At 37.9% G+C, this 14350-nt stretch carries 13 protein-coding genes; 10 read left to right on the top strand and 3 right to left on the bottom strand.

What is annotated here, in order from left to right; genetic code table 11:
* The first annotated feature begins 89 nt into the window (after positions 1 to 89).
* The 7 genes from GAB14E_RS19895 to GAB14E_RS19865 all read left to right on the top strand — a co-directional run bounded on the left by GAB14E_RS19895 (position 90) and on the right by GAB14E_RS19865 (position 8462).
* Positions 90 to 1313 carry an RtcB family protein gene (locus tag GAB14E_RS19895; protein ID WP_033080677.1) on the top strand — a complete coding sequence of 408 codons (1224 nt, stop codon included), beginning with the start codon at positions 90 to 92 and terminating at the stop codon, positions 1311 to 1313.
* Positions 1314 to 1348: 35 nt separating this feature from the next.
* Positions 1349 to 2383 (top strand): RNA 3'-terminal phosphate cyclase, encoded by a 1035-nt coding sequence (rtcA, locus tag GAB14E_RS19890; RefSeq protein ID WP_033080678.1) that lies wholly within the window; start codon positions 1349 to 1351, stop codon positions 2381 to 2383.
* 32 nt (positions 2384 to 2415) lie between these two features.
* The gene (locus tag GAB14E_RS19885; protein WP_033080679.1) at positions 2416 to 3684 is read left to right on the top strand and encodes a multifunctional CCA addition/repair protein; all 1269 of its coding nucleotides are present in this window, start codon (positions 2416 to 2418) and stop codon (positions 3682 to 3684) included.
* 6 nt (positions 3685 to 3690) lie between these two features.
* Positions 3691 to 4506, top strand: a complete 816-nt coding sequence (locus tag GAB14E_RS19880) for a nucleotidyltransferase domain-containing protein (RefSeq protein WP_052093424.1) — start codon at positions 3691 to 3693, stop codon at positions 4504 to 4506.
* A gap of 79 nt (positions 4507 to 4585) precedes the next feature.
* On the top strand, positions 4586 to 5053 hold the full coding sequence (locus GAB14E_RS19875) for a hypothetical protein (protein ID WP_033080680.1): 468 nt from the start codon (positions 4586 to 4588) through the stop codon (positions 5051 to 5053).
* A 43-nt stretch (positions 5054 to 5096) separates the two neighbouring features.
* On the top strand, positions 5097 to 5687 hold the full coding sequence (locus GAB14E_RS19870; protein WP_033080681.1) for a TrmH family RNA methyltransferase: 591 nt from the start codon (positions 5097 to 5099) through the stop codon (positions 5685 to 5687).
* Between the two features lie 198 nt (positions 5688 to 5885).
* Positions 5886 to 8462, top strand: a complete 2577-nt coding sequence (locus GAB14E_RS19865) for an AAA family ATPase (RefSeq protein ID WP_033080682.1) — start codon at positions 5886 to 5888, stop codon at positions 8460 to 8462.
* A gap of 234 nt (positions 8463 to 8696) precedes the next feature.
* Here GAB14E_RS19865 and GAB14E_RS25230 read toward each other — a convergent pair whose 3' ends face one another.
* The 3 genes from GAB14E_RS25230 to GAB14E_RS19855 form a co-directional block, all read right to left on the bottom strand.
* Positions 8697 to 9248, bottom strand: a complete 552-nt coding sequence (locus tag GAB14E_RS25230; RefSeq protein WP_231561968.1) for a low molecular weight protein tyrosine phosphatase family protein — start codon at positions 9246 to 9248, stop codon at positions 8697 to 8699.
* Between the two features lie 81 nt (positions 9249 to 9329).
* A complete protein-coding gene (gene prfH / locus GAB14E_RS19860; protein WP_033080683.1) occupies positions 9330 to 9956 on the bottom strand; it encodes a peptide chain release factor H in 627 nt (208 codons plus the stop codon).
* Positions 9953 to 11143, bottom strand: coding sequence for an RNA ligase RtcB family protein (locus tag GAB14E_RS19855; protein ID WP_033080684.1), 1191 nt, complete (start codon positions 11141 to 11143; stop codon positions 9953 to 9955). Before GAB14E_RS19855 ends, prfH begins: the two co-directional genes overlap by 4 nt.
* Positions 11144 to 11553: 410 nt before the next feature.
* Between GAB14E_RS19855 and GAB14E_RS19850 the strand changes: the two genes are divergently transcribed.
* Genes GAB14E_RS19850 through GAB14E_RS23855 form a run of 3 tightly spaced genes read left to right on the top strand, consistent with a single transcriptional unit; the run spans position 11554 to position 14345 of the window.
* Positions 11554 to 12633, top strand: a complete 1080-nt coding sequence (locus tag GAB14E_RS19850; protein WP_033080685.1) for a DUF2157 domain-containing protein — start codon at positions 11554 to 11556, stop codon at positions 12631 to 12633.
* Positions 12630 to 13430: a DUF4824 family protein gene (locus tag GAB14E_RS19845; protein WP_033080686.1), complete on the top strand. Its 801-nt coding sequence runs from the start codon at positions 12630 to 12632 to the stop codon at positions 13428 to 13430. The genes GAB14E_RS19850 and GAB14E_RS19845 overlap by 4 nt, the downstream gene beginning before the upstream one ends.
* A 9-nt stretch (positions 13431 to 13439) precedes the next feature.
* Complete coding sequence (locus tag GAB14E_RS23855) at positions 13440 to 14345, top strand: DUF2199 domain-containing protein (protein WP_081967691.1); 906 nt, start codon at positions 13440 to 13442, stop codon at positions 14343 to 14345.
* The last annotated feature ends 5 nt before the right edge of the window (positions 14346 to 14350 follow it).

The following is a 14350-nucleotide window of genomic DNA, read 5'->3' on the forward strand; positions in this document are numbered from 1 at the left end:
CAATACATAACTCCAACATAGACAAAAGGGCTACAGAAATGGCTGTAGCCCGATTATTGAATGAATATTAAAGAATTAAGGAAAAGATAATGTGTAAAAACTACAACGTTATTGAGAATGAAGGAAGAGCGACAATCAAAGCATGGACCAAAGGTGTTCCATTTGAAGAACAAGCTCAACAACAGTTAAGCAATATTGCAACTATGCCATTGATACATTCGCATATAGCAGTAATGCCAGATGTACATTTAGGTAAAGGCGCGACAATAGGAAGTGTAATTCCATCAGTTAACGCGGTAATTCCCGCAGCAGTTGGTGTAGATATTGGTTGCGGAATGGTTGCGACTAAAACAACGTTAACGGCTAGTCAGTTACCTGATAATTTATTAGCGATTAGACACGCTTTTGAAGCTGCCGTGCCTCACGGAAGAACAAGCAGTAGAGGAAAACGTGATAGAGGTTCATGGCACAACGTGCCTGATATTGTTGCAGGTGAATGGTTGAAATTACAGGCAAGGTTTGAGCGAATTTGTGAAAAACACCCTGCAATCAAGAAAAGCAATAATGTTAAGCATTTAGGTACGATGGGAACGGGAAATCACTTTTTAGAACTTTGCTTAGATGAAAATGATGCTGTTTGGATCATGTTGCACTCAGGAAGTCGTGGTGTAGGAAACCGAATTGGTACCTACTTTATCGAATTAGCTAAAAAAGAAATGCAACGTCATCAAATCAATTTGCCAGATATGGATTTGGCTTATCTTGAGGAAGGTAATGATTATTTTGACGACTATGTTGAAGCTGTTGAATGGGCGCAGGACTTTGCAGCAAAGAACCGTGAAATCATGATGTTCAATGCAATTGTAGCATTAAGAAAGCAATTGCCGATTGAGTTTTCAACTGCCGAGTTAGCAGTAAATTGTCATCATAATTATATTTCGCGTGAGCATCATTTTGGTAAAGACTGTTTTGTAACACGAAAAGGTGCAGTTCGTGCTGAAAAAGGCGAAATGGGTATTATCCCCGGAAGTATGGGGGCTAAATCATTTATTGTGAGAGGTTTAGGAAACCCTGAAAGCTTCAATAGTTGTAGTCATGGTGCTGGTCGAGTAATGTCCAGAACCAAAGCAAAAAAAGTCTATAACGTAGAAGACCAAATTGCAGCTACAGAAGGTGTTGAGTGTAGAAAAGATGCATCAGTAATTGATGAAATACCACATGCATATAAAGATATTGAAAAAGTGATGGAAGCACAGAAAGACCTTGTTGAAGTCGTCTATACCTTGAAGCAAATAGTTTGTGTTAAAGGCTAGTGATGGCAGACATGGAGCATAAGTAAGGACAAATTATGAAATACATGATAATTGATGGTTCACAAGGTGAAGGTGGTGGTCAGGTGCTAAGGACGGCACTTACTTTGTCCATTATAACTCAACAAAATATTGAACTGATAAACATTAGGGCGGGCAGGAAAAAATCAGGATTGTTACGCCAGCATTTAACTTCCGTTTTAGCGGCACAAGAAATTTGTGGTGCGACTACGGAAGGTGTTGAGCTTGGTACTACCCGCATTCGTTTTTCACCAGGAAAAGTGAAGTCGGGTAACTTTCACTTTGCCATTGGCACGGCAGGTAGTACGGTTTTAGTGTGTCAGACGATATTGCCAGTACTGGCTTTAGCAAAAGAAAGCTCAACAGTAACCTTTGAAGGAGGCACACATAATGGTATGTCACCTTCATTAAGTTTTTTACAGCAGTCATTTTTACCTGTATTAAAAAGTATGGGCGTGAACTGTAAAGTAAATACTTCCTCGTTAGGTTTTTATCCTGCTGGAGGAGGAAAATGGCAAATAAGTATTGAGCCAACTAAAGCATTAGAGCCAATTCATTTTAATGACGCAGGCTGCGACTTTGCTAACGATATGGATAATTGCTCACTTAATGCTTTGGTTAGTTTACTGCCTGCAAGTATAGGACAAAGAGAAATTACAACGGCTAAGAAAATTCTTGATTGGCATGATGCTTCAAGCCAAGTACAGGAGGTAGTTACCCCTGGCCCTGGTAATAGTTTTCAGTTATGTATCGATAGTAATACACATAGTAGTGTTTTTGAGGTTGTTGGCGAGTTGGGTGTTTCGGCAGAACGAGTTGGCAAACGTGCTGCTGGACAAGTGAATAAATTTATTCATGCTAAAGCCGCTGTAGAGGAGCACTTAGCAGATCAGTTATTGTTGCTGGTTGCATTGGCAGGAAGTGGCAGTTTTACCACAACAAAGCCTAGTATGCATACAACAACCAATATTGATGTTATCAAGCAATTGTTGGGAAAAGAGATCCTGATGAAGCAATTAACTGATACATTGTGGAGTGTTTCTCTGGAGTAGCGTAATACGCAATAAGTGTGATGGAAATAGAAATGAAGAACAAATTGGAAAATGTCTATTTAGTGGGAGGCGCAGTAAGGGACTCGTTATTAGGTCACGAATCAAAAGACAAAGATTATGTTGTTGTAGGCGCAACAACTTCAACAATGTCATCCTTAGGCTTTCAATCTATAGGTAGCGACTTTCCTGTCTTTTTGCACCCAGAAACTAAAGATGAGTATGCCTTGGCACGTACAGAGCGTAAAAATGGCAAGGGATACACTGGTTTTTCAGTTGATGCCAGCACATCGGTTACTCTAGATGAAGATTTAGCAAGACGCGATCTAACAATAAACTCAATGGCATTAGATGTTAATGGCAACGTTATCGACCCTTTTAACGGTCAAGTCGATTTAAAAAACAAAGTATTAAGGCATACAACTGAAGCATTTGTAGAAGATCCAGTGCGAGTGCTGCGTGTTGCTCGATTTCTTGCTCGGTACGGTGAAGAATGGACAATTCATCCTGATACATATGCGCTGATGAAGCAGCTTAGGGATATTGGCGAATTAACTCATTTAGTGTCTGAGCGTGTATGGAAAGAAACTGAGAAGGCACTTGGTGAAAAGTATCCGCAGTTATTTTTTGAAGCGCTTAACGGATTGGGAATATTCCCAGAAATCGAGGCGATGGTTGGTGTACCTCAACCTGAAAACCATCACCCAGAAGGCGATGTTTATAAACATACAATGCTCGTTGTAAAGCGATCAGCAGATTTAAGTTTTGATATTGAAACTCGGTTTGCAGCATTAACTCATGATTTTGGTAAAGCTTATTGCCACCAAGAACGAGGTAATCTAATTGGTCATGAACAAGCAGGTATTGCCGTTATTGAAGCATTTTGTGAACGACTAAAGGTACCCAATCGTTTTAAAGCGTTAGCTACTTTAACCAGTGATAACCATACAAGATGCCATAAGTTATTTGAGCTTACGCCAAAGAAATTGCACAAATTAATTATTGAAAATATGAATGCATTAGAGCATCCAAAGCGTTTTCAGCAGTTTCTTCAAGCATGCTTATGTGATGCGCAAGGCCGAGGAGAAACCTTTGTTAATAGAGCGTATCCACAATTGTTATTAGCGCAATCATTGCTAATTGCGTTAACTCAGTTGGATAAAAAAGCCGTTGTACAATTGGCAATTTCACAAGGTAAAATAGGCCCTGATATAGGTGGTGCTGTACGTGAAGCTGAAATAAAGTCTTTACGTGTTTTTTTAGCAGAGAGTAAAACAGAAAATGAGCGGATAGCTCTTAGGTAGATGAAAATGGAATCTAATAACTCACAAAAGCAAAATAATAAAATAGACGAAGATGTTCAAAAAGAAATCTTACGTAGAATAAAAGAAGCAGAAGCAGAGCATGGAGTCAAAATACTCTATGCAATTGAGTCTGGTAGCCGCGCATGGGGATTTGAATCTCCAAATAGCGATTTTGACGTTAGGTTTATATATGCTCATCCTAAAGACTGGTACTTAGCGGTTAACCTTGAAGGCAAACGTGATGTTATCGAATATCCGATTGTTGATGAGATAGATATCAATGGTTGGGATATCCGAAAAGCATTAAAGCTTTTTTGGAAATCAAACCCTGCCATAGTTGAATGGTTACAATCGCCAATCGTATATGTTGACGATAATCATTTTGCCGCAAAAGCTAGGGACTTGATAACAAGTGTCTATTCAAATGCAAAAGGTATTTATCACTACCGCAGTATGGCTAAGACGAACTATCGTGGTTATTTGAAAAACGATATGGTACCTCTAAAAAAGTACTTTTACGTACTACGACCGTTATTAGCTATAAAATGGATAGAGAAGTACAACGAGCCTGCACCTATAGTTTTTGATCAACTGAGAAAGCTGGTTGCTGACGATAATTTACTTGATGCCGAAATATCTAACTTATTGGAACGTAAGCGAGTTAGCTTAGAGAAAGAAGTGGCACCAGCAATACCACTACTCAATAAGTTTATTGAATCTGAACTAGAACGACTTGAAAGTTATGGTGAAAAGTCTAACGAAAGAACTGTTGGGTTTGATGCTTTAAATGAGTTATTTCTTGAGGTCTTACAGTCAAACTAGAAACCACCCGCCACATGCGGGTGGTTTGTTAATGGTTTTGATGTGTTCGAATGTGTGAAATTTATTGTAAGAAGTAGCTATGAAAACACCTAAAGTAATTAAAGATTTATCTATTCAAAAATACAAATCCATTGAAGATGATAAAGCGCTGATAATTGGGCAAAAGTGGCTCACTATTTTTTGCCCTTCAATTACTTCTTTTCGAGGCTTAAAGCACTGTATGAATACTTTGTGGGAGAATATGACTGGAGATTTCTTTCAAGAAGAAGCGCAGGAAAAGTATGAACGCCATGCAGCACCTAGCTACTACATTATGGAAGACAACTTTGGTGAAAATGAAAAGGTAATTTACGAGTCAAGAACCAAGCCTATTAAAAATTGTCACGGGAATGAAGTTCATATATTTCCTAAAAACTTCGCATGGTGCATGACATATAGTCATGAAGACGGGTACATCACGCCCATATTTTCAAAGAATAAAAATTATGAAAAGCTGGAAAAAATGAACCTTAAATCAATGGCAGAAATGGAACGCATTAGATTGTAGATATTGCTTTCTGTTTGGCTCATCGCAGTATAACCGAGAGAAAATGAATAATTCAAAAAGTACCATTCGCAAAAGAGCGGATGAAATTAAAGAATACCAATGTAAAAATTTAATCGCTGTTCTAGAGAATCCTATGGATATAAAAAACATAGGTTCTGTGATTAGAAATGCCAATGCGCTTGGCGTAGAAAAAATTTATGTTGTTGATTCTCGACAATCCCTACCCGATGATTGGGAAGAATTGAGAGAGCGTAAGTCACTTTCAAAGATATCTGTTTCAGCTTCGAAATGGACTTTTGTTAAGCGCTTCAACAGTACTGAAGAATGCTTGGAGCATCTTGAAAAAAATAGATTTACATCTGTAGTGACCTCGCCTCACATCAAGGGAAAGGAAAACTATGTGCTTCATGAGGCTGATTACACCCAATCAAAACTTGCAGTTTGGTTTGGTAATGAATCTCGTGGTGTAAGTGATATCGTTGTAGAAAGAAGCGAATCCTGCATTTCAATACCAATGTTCGGCATGATTGAGAGCTTAAACTTGGCTACAACCACGGGTATAGTTCTGTATGAAGTTACAAAGCAAAGACGTGAATACCAAGCTAAATATAAACGAGCCAATAGAAAACCGTAATAATTGACTATTTACCAATGACGGCTTAATAACGTTATATAAGCCTATTTCATTAATAAGTTACATTATAAAATCCATGATTACTTCAATATATTGATTTAGCGAAATTTATCGCATTTTCGTTAGTTTTTTAGTATATAAATTCACTCATTACTGCTTTAGAATGATTCTTTACTTTGAATATTAAAGGATTAAATTATGACTCCAGTGGAAAGGATAGTTGATTGGGTTTCAGACAAGCCAATTTGGTGGCACTTAGCTATCAAAATTACTCTACAAAATGGCAGTTTAACTGATGATAATATTCAGTTTCTCTTTAACACCGCGCAAGGCGAATACGGTCTAGTCCCAAAACACCTCAAGTATGATTCTTTCACCTCCCCTATAGATATTACGGGTTTTACATCAGAAGAATATTCAGTAAAGCTAAATACCCTGAGTGGTGTTGAAGGTGTGGCGGCTCTGGCTGAGCAACAGAGCCTTGCTTTTGAGCCTAATGGCTTAACTATTGGTTATGGTGATAATGGTGCTGGAAAGTCTAGCTATTCAGCCATTTTAAAACATGCATGCTTAACTAGGGGATCTTTAAAGCCTATTGTCGGTAATGTCTTTTCTGCCAATAACAAGCAACCTCAAGCTTTACTAACTGTCGAGGTAAATGGCGCTAACCGAAGTATTAACTGGACTCCTGATTCTAAGCCAGATAAAGATGCCAAATCGATTAGGGTATTTGATACTGCGTCTGCTCATCATTACTTATCAAGTGAAGATACATTAGGCTATAAGCCAGTTGGCTTAAACCTTCTAACTGAATTGACTAAAGCTGCTGATGGTATAAAAAGGCTGATCGAAGAAGATACCATGGGGACTAATGGTTTAGTATCGATATCTCCCCTACCATCAGGTAGTCCTGCATCTGTATTTTTAAGTAAGCTATCAGGCTTAGAAACTGAGCACGAGGTTAATACTCATTGTGCAACTCAAGAAGAGATAGATTCTATTGAAACTCGAAAAAACGAGTTAATTCAATACAAAGCTCAATCAGCAGCTCAAATTAAGGCTGGTTTATTAAGTAAAAAGCAGTTGTTGACTCCTCTAGCTAACTTTTTTTCTTCACCACTAAAATTACTAAATGTACAAGAATTTGACCGACTTAAGCAACTTGAGCTTGATGCTATTGCTAAGCAAGAAATTGTAGATAAATTGAGATTAAAAACACTATCTAATCTACCTTTTGAAAATATTTGCAACTCTGAATGGAGTCAGTTGTGGGCTGCTGCAAAAGCGTTTATCCAAAAAGAAGGTAAGGATCTTGAATTCCCGCCAAATACAGGAGACTCCTGCCCATTCTGTTTGCAAGATATAGGAGTATACAGCGCCAGCAAGTTACAAGAGTTTGAAGCCTTTATACAGAATAGTGCTGCAAAGGACGCAAGGGCGGCATATCAAGCACTGACAATGGCTAAACAAGCAGTAAACACGGTAAATCTTAATGTTAGTCAATATGAAGCGGCTCTTAATGAGGCGGAACACATTAAAAGTGGACTTAAGGTTAGATTAGAGGAACTTGTAACTCAATTAACCGATAGAAAGAACATTTTTTTAATGAAGAGGCTACCAACCTCTTTAGAGGGGTTTGGTCTTTCGCCATATACAGATTTAATTACTGAATTGGATCAAGAGATTGGCAAAATTACTAACGATGATAGCCAAGCTAAATTCATAGCACAAAAAGATGCTGATCTGATTACCATACAAGACAGGAAATACATTGCAGACCACCGAGAGAATATTCTCCGTAATATAAAAAGGCTTCATACTGTAACGATGCTGCAACAAATAAAAAATGAGTGTAATACTCGTAGTGTATCTACTTTATCCTCTAGCATTTATTCTGATGGGGTAATTGAACCATTAAAACAATCATTCCAATCGGAGCTTAATGCCTTCGGTTTCAATAGGTTTACTATCGAAGTTAAAACTAGGAATAAGGGTGGCCATCAACAGTTCAAGCTACATCTATCTAACTCAGGAGAGTCAGTAGTAGCAAAAGTTGCTAGTGAAGGCGAGCAACGATGCATCGCTATTGCTAGCTTTTTAGCTGAAATGAAAGCTGATGCTAGGGAATCTGCGGTAATATTTGATGACCCGGTAAACTCCTTGAGTCATCAGTGGAGCGCTAGAGTAGCTGACAGGTTAGTAAGGGAGTCATTAGAAAGGCAGGTAATCATATTTACCCATGATATTGTTTTCTATAAGTTACTACTAGAAGCTTCTGAAAGGTTGTCGCAAGATAATCTCGGTTATATAAGCCTTGAAAGATCAAGAGATTACGCAGGCTTGGTTAGAACAAATCCCCCTTGGGATGCTTTAACGACAAGCAAGCGTATTGGGGTCTTAAATACTAAATTACAAAACTTGAGAAATATAGATGCTAGTGGAACTGAAACAGAGTTTAGGGATGCTACTCGGCCATTTTATAGCTTGCTAAGAGAGGCTTGGGAAAGGTTGGTTGAAGAAAAGTTACTCAACAAAGTAGTTAATCGTTTTGAGCGTGGTATACACATTCAGCGACTAACTCGTCTAGACGATATATCACAGATTGATTTTGATACGATAAATTCAGCTTATGATAAATGCTGCAACAACTTTAGCGGTCACGACACACCTACTGGTATGGGGCATCCATTTCCTACAATTAATGAAGTGGCTGGAGATCTAGAAGCCATTAAGGCTTACTTAGCTCATTTGCAAAAAGATAGAAAGCGAACGTAATCTACTTATTTCAGTGTAGCTTCACAGTCGCGATATATAGAGGTATTCTCGCGACCCATTTTATCTATATGTGAAGTTGAGCTAGAAACTCAACTTTTCAAAAATTAATTAGACACAGCAAGTTATATCTCCATTTTGAAATCCTGAAACTTGAACTTGCCGTGTTGAGATGGAATTACATTTTTTTATCCTCTATTTATTTTGATTATTTTTGTCTTACTAAAGAGAAGCTATTCAGGTTATTCCTAAATAGCTTCCAACCGTTTGTTTCATAATCTCTACTAGCTGAGTATCCATATACTGATACTCATCGGGAATATCGAGTAATTGAATATCTTTGTAATCTAATAGCCTTGTAAACTGTGCCTTCATGCGACTTTTATGTTTTTCTTCCATTACAAAAATCACGTCAGCCCATTGAATATCTTTAGCACTGACCGTTCTCTTAGCTCTTGGGCTAGTGCCCGCAGATCTAACGGATAGTTCAGGATGATTTCTCCAAACCTGTTCACCCGTTGGACTACGCCATTGGTTTCGACTACATATAAACAATATATTTGTCATATCCATATCCTTAAGAGGCATTTCATCATCTAATGTTTGCCTCAATGTCTTGTTTGGGTAATCGATACCCAATTGTTTAGCTCGTTTTAACTTTTCTGATCGGATGTACATTAATTTCCAGTTTTTTTCCGGTGTATATTTCCGAACAGATTGCTGTTTTGCTTTAACCTCTTTAGCTTTGCTTTTCGCCTGTCTCCAAGACTTTGTTCTATCATTTTTCATATTAAACTCTCTTTATTTATCGGGTTTAGCAGCCGCGATAATACGAAGAGGTTTAACTAACTTGTTGTGAGTGAATTTGCTTTAGTTAACTAAAGCAAATCTTTCACCCTTAAATGTTTTCACTGGGTTACCACGTTCAACTTCCCAGTGCTGTTGCCAACGGGCTTTTTCCTGCTGTGTCATTTGCTCAAGTTTTGTTGCTTCCAACTTCTGGAATAACAATGCTCTCGCTAACCGCTTATTAGCATGTTGGCTTCGTTCACTCTCCACACGAACTGAAATACCTGTTTCTGTATGAGTAGCTCTTACAGCCGAGTCAGTTGTATTGACGTGTTGACCACCAGCGCCAGACGCTCGACATGTTTGAAATGTCACACCTTTATCTAGTTGGGTTTCATTTATTTCATACATTTGACCACTGAAAAACCAGTTTTTACGTTTATGCTTTGGCCTGTATTGGCTTTGACAAACCCACAACATGGCTCCTTGCCATGATTGTGCTAATTGTTTAGCCAAGTCACTTTTAGGAGAATCAAATTGTAAAAGAGCAGACTTAAAGCAACCTCGTTCTTTCAATTCAATAGCTTCCACAATATCTAACTTTATGCCTTTTTCTCGGCATTGCTTCTCAATTGTTTTTAACGCTAAGCCAACAGCTTTACTGCACTCAACAGGCCCTTGGCCTGCTGATAATTGTAGTAATATCATGATGAACAATCTCCATTTGTTTTAAAGGTTAAAACGGGACGTAACTTCGCCACGACTTCAATTAACCCAGCATCAACCATATCGCTGATCACCGTTTCACATTTCTTGTATGCTTGTGGCGCTTCATCGTACAAAAGCTCTTTATTGCCACAAACTACTCGGCTGCCTAATGCTGTCCGATATAAGTCTTCACGCTTATATTTATGGCCTAATCGACCATGACACTCACCACGTTTCCACTTTCTACCTGCACCATGCGCTAGTGAAAACAAACTCGTATTAAGGTTTTCAGCATTTGCTTCATTATCAGACTTTTCGTTCAACGTAATGGGTTTCACTAGATAACTATAATCACCACGTGAACCAGGAATAACAACATAGCCATGATCACTTGGTGTTGCGCCTTTTCTGTGTAACCAACCATCACAGCCATCAATACTTTTTGACGAAACCAAGTTGTGGTTAATGTCTAGTGCGCAGTCACCATTCGCTCTAATTGCTTCCAAAAAGCGTTTGGCAATCAATTCACGATTTAGCTCAGCCCAACGAACAGCTTCATCATGTTTGGCTATGTAATCCTGAAAATCTTTATCATTAATAACTAATCCATCATGATTGTGCTTAGTTATATGCTCAACCAAAATCGATTGCCCTAAACCTCTAGAGCCTGAGTGAACAAGCAGTTGGAGGTGTTTTTTATTAAGTCCCAACTCATCAAGCGCTATTTGGTCATAAACTTCGTCAATCGCCTGAAATTCAGCAAAATGATTACCACCACCAATAGTGCCAAGAGCACGGTCATAGCCATTATTTGTAATACCTTTGTCATGCTTTCGGTTTTCAATAATTGAAGACCAACTTTCATCTAATGGCTGTTCAACGTGCTCAAACTTCTTGGCCAGTTTATCTAAGTTTACTTTGGATACTTTTGCTGAGGTTTGCCATAACGACATGCCACAACCAATATCATTGCCTACAAGCGCTGGATAAATTTTGTTTGTTGTAAAAAATGCAGCACCGATAGGATAACCTCTTCCAGGGTGCAAATCAGGCATACCCGCAACGCGATGCATACCCGTTAATTCTGATGTTTTGATCAACTGATCTATCGCTAGCCCTTCAATCCAAGTTTCTTTGGATGCAATAAGGCTAACTTTGTCAGTAATTTTTTGGACGGATTTGTCCATAATACCAATTCCTTTCTCTTTATAGAAAATGAGGATTTAAAACGTAATACGTATTGGCAGGTCTGGATTTCTTTAGAAATAAAACGAAGGAAATTTTTAAACAAGTAACTTTAATAGTTTGAGTTTAAAGTGCTTAGGCTTTCTTGATTTAACTTTTTACTTTAAGAGAGCGTGGCTAAACTAGGTATTTCTTATCGGATAAGACCTGCAAAGAATGTTGATGTAATTGTCATAATATTATCTCCTTTACAGTTATTTGATGAATTCACCTATTCAAAATGAAACGGTGATTAATTGAACGAGCGCATATTAATCACTTTATTTAAATAAAGCAAATGGTTAATACTTTATTTTGTTTGTTTTTATTATTAAATACGGCAGAATGAGGCTCTACTAAGGAGAATGAACACATGGAAGAAAAGCAATTTTCTCAAGCTGATGCGCAGTACCGCGTTGATCAAATTCATGCATTTCAACAGGAAATGGTTGAGCTGGAAAATGACGGTGTCTTATCTATTTCAGCAGAGCAAGCAACTAAGGTTCAGGGGTATCATTATCAGCTACTACAAAAGTTATCTGCTACTTATGACGTGGACACCAGTACTCAATCCAAAAAATTAACACTAGGTATGAAAATAGCGTCGCTGTTTGGTGCTTTAGCGATGGCGATAAGTATTTTCTTTTTGTTCTATCAGTTTTGGGGATTCATTAGTACTCCAATTCAAGTGAGCATTTTAATTATTTCACCTGTTTCATTATTTTTGTTGTCATTACACCTTTCTCAAAAAGAGAAAAGTTCTTACTTCTCCAAAATTGCAGCATTGGTGAGCTTGTCCTGCTTTGTATTAAACCTTTCTATGCTTGGACAAATCTTTAATATTACCCCATCACCGAATGCTTTTGCTGTCTGGGCTGTTTTTGCTTTCTTACTCGCTTACGCTTGTAATGCTCGATTGTTGCTGTTTTTCGGCATAATGAGTATCAGTAGCTTTATTGCCATGAAAATTGGTACTTGGGGTGGTATGTATTGGATCAGCTTTGGCGAAAGACCAGAAAATTTTTTCATTCCTAGTCTGATCATATTTATGATGCCTCAATTAGTTAATCACAAACGCTTTAGTAGCTTTGAAGTTATCTACCGAGTTATGGCAATGATTATGGTATTCCTGCCAATCTTGATATTGTCGAATTGGGGAAAAGTAAGTTATTTAAGCTGGTCTTCAGATACCGTTGAAGGCTTTTATCAGCTTATTGGTTTTGTACTGTCGGTAACGGCAATTTGGCTAGGTATTAAGCGTCACTGGAAGGAAGTTACCAATACAGGTAATGTGTTTTTTATCTTATTCCTCTATACAAAACTCTTCGATTGGTGGTGGGATTGGATGCCCAAATATATCTTCTTTTTCGTCTTAGGTTTATCTGCATTGCTTGCATTAATTGTATTTAAACGAATTCGTTTAAATAACTTAGGCGAAGGAGGCACCTCATGAAAAAACACTTATTAATCGGCTTAACGATTCTTATTGGCACTAATTTAGCTGCTTTAGGTGGGGTTGTTTATAACCAAATGAGCGATGCAACAGCACAATTAACATTGACCGAAAGAGAGCTTTCTCTACCGTACAATAGTGGTGCCCAAAAAGAAAACTCTGGTATATCACTTTCCATTAATTGGCGAACGCCTACTGGGGAAAACGAAACCTATTATCCTTATAACTCAAGAGACGTAAAGTTGACCATAGCTGAATTATTAGCCCTTGGCTTTGCTCAAACTGATATTAAAGACAATTACTGGGTTGAGTCGCGTGAGCTGTATTGGGCATTTGAATTTGACGGCGCTCTGCATAAAGCAGAAATCATAAAAGCGGAAGATAAATATCAAGCAGCAATAGCGACATATGAAGAACAACCAAACGACACAAGTAGTCGCAAGAAAAACGAATATAGTGAAAGCTTAGAAAGAGAAAAAACAAATAACAGTCGTTTGTTTTTTATTGAAGCATCTGCCGATTATGAGTCATTGGCCGATAAGTTCTCTGGTCAAAAAAATATACTTATTGTTAAAGGTTTAGCTAAGCCTTATTACAACAATGACAAAACGTATAGCCTGATGTTAAAGCACTTATCAGTAAGTAATATTATGGTTCCCTTAGAATACTCAGATGCACTGTCTCATTTAAAAAGAGTTGATAGACGGGATATTACCCCACCTCGTTATGCTGTTGATATCAGCTGGGGAAGTCGCTTAGAGCCATGGATTACAAATATTAATAAGACTGAAGAGTAATTAGAAATAATGAGTGAATTAATAAAATGCTCTTGTTGCGACAAGATGTTACCCGCAAACCAAATGGAATTAACTTTTGGTTTGCCAGATGAAATATTCTCCTTATCAAAAAAAGACAGGGAAGAAAGAACAGAGGGCTGTACAGACCTTTATACCCTAGACGACAATCGTTTTTTTGTCAGAGGATTATTGCCTTTACCTATTAAAAACCAGAACGATTATTGTCTTGGTGCTTGGGCTGAGGTTTCAGAAAAAGATTTCGAAAGAATAGAAGACCTATGGGATGTAGACGTAGGAGCTGATGAACCTCGAATCAAAGCTACACTTTCGAATAGTATGCCCTATACACTATCTAATGGGCTAACTGAATTAGAAATCCAATTACAAGATAGTAAGTCTCGTCCCTTATTTTATGTTACTTCCACGAGCTGTACTTTGTATGATGAACAATTAAAAGGGATAACAGCTCACCGAGCTTATGAATATACCACTTATACAAAAAGGGATAAATTTTCGGTATTTGAGGAAGAGGAACTAGAGTCTTCGTCATGTGACTGCTGTGAGACTGAAATCAAACTTTTCTGTGGACGAGTTGAAAATCAACTTGGTGATGTAGAAGCTGATTATTGGTTGCGTATTCCAACGGGTCATTCAAATAAATTCACTGTAGCTATTTCTATCTCTAAAAATGATTCACCTCGTGTTGCTGTTTTATATGGTGAAAACAATGAAGAAAACCTGACTTATTGGATACAAGATCTCGATAACTCTCCATGGGAAGACTTTGGTGATTATGGTGAAGTGATTTCTCGTGGCGATGTATTAGCTGATCAATATAAAGCATTTTATTTTGATGTGGTTGATAAAATTTCTGCGAATGACAGTAGACTTAAAGCCCAAATTGGCCGAGCTTAATTGGA

Source organism: Colwellia psychrerythraea, assembly GCF_000764185.1.
Taxonomy (GTDB): Bacteria; Pseudomonadota; Gammaproteobacteria; order Enterobacterales; family Alteromonadaceae; genus Colwellia; species Colwellia psychrerythraea_B.

Coding starts and splice junctions, on each gene's coding strand:
- GAB14E_RS19870 (WP_033080681.1), top strand. CDS start 5,097: ATGAATAATTCAAAAAGTACCATTCGCAAAAGAGCGGATGAAATTAAA.
- rtcA (WP_033080678.1), top strand. CDS start 1,349: ATGAAATACATGATAATTGATGGTTCACAAGGTGAAGGTGGTGGTCAG.
- GAB14E_RS19850 (WP_033080685.1), top strand. CDS start 11,554: ATGGAAGAAAAGCAATTTTCTCAAGCTGATGCGCAGTACCGCGTTGAT.
- prfH (WP_033080683.1), bottom strand. CDS start 9,956: ATGATATTACTACAATTATCAGCAGGCCAAGGGCCTGTTGAGTGCAGT.
- GAB14E_RS19880 (WP_052093424.1), top strand. CDS start 3,691: ATGGAATCTAATAACTCACAAAAGCAAAATAATAAAATAGACGAAGAT.
- GAB14E_RS19895 (WP_033080677.1), top strand. CDS start 90: ATGTGTAAAAACTACAACGTTATTGAGAATGAAGGAAGAGCGACAATC.
- GAB14E_RS19855 (WP_033080684.1), bottom strand. CDS start 11,143: ATGGACAAATCCGTCCAAAAAATTACTGACAAAGTTAGCCTTATTGCA.
- GAB14E_RS19875 (WP_033080680.1), top strand. CDS start 4,586: ATGAAAACACCTAAAGTAATTAAAGATTTATCTATTCAAAAATACAAA.
- GAB14E_RS23855 (WP_081967691.1), top strand. CDS start 13,440: ATGAGTGAATTAATAAAATGCTCTTGTTGCGACAAGATGTTACCCGCA.
- GAB14E_RS25230 (WP_231561968.1), bottom strand. CDS start 9,248: ATGAAAAATGATAGAACAAAGTCTTGGAGACAGGCGAAAAGCAAAGCT.
- GAB14E_RS19845 (WP_033080686.1), top strand. CDS start 12,630: ATGAAAAAACACTTATTAATCGGCTTAACGATTCTTATTGGCACTAAT.
- GAB14E_RS19885 (WP_033080679.1), top strand. CDS start 2,416: ATGAAGAACAAATTGGAAAATGTCTATTTAGTGGGAGGCGCAGTAAGG.
- GAB14E_RS19865 (WP_033080682.1), top strand. CDS start 5,886: ATGACTCCAGTGGAAAGGATAGTTGATTGGGTTTCAGACAAGCCAATT.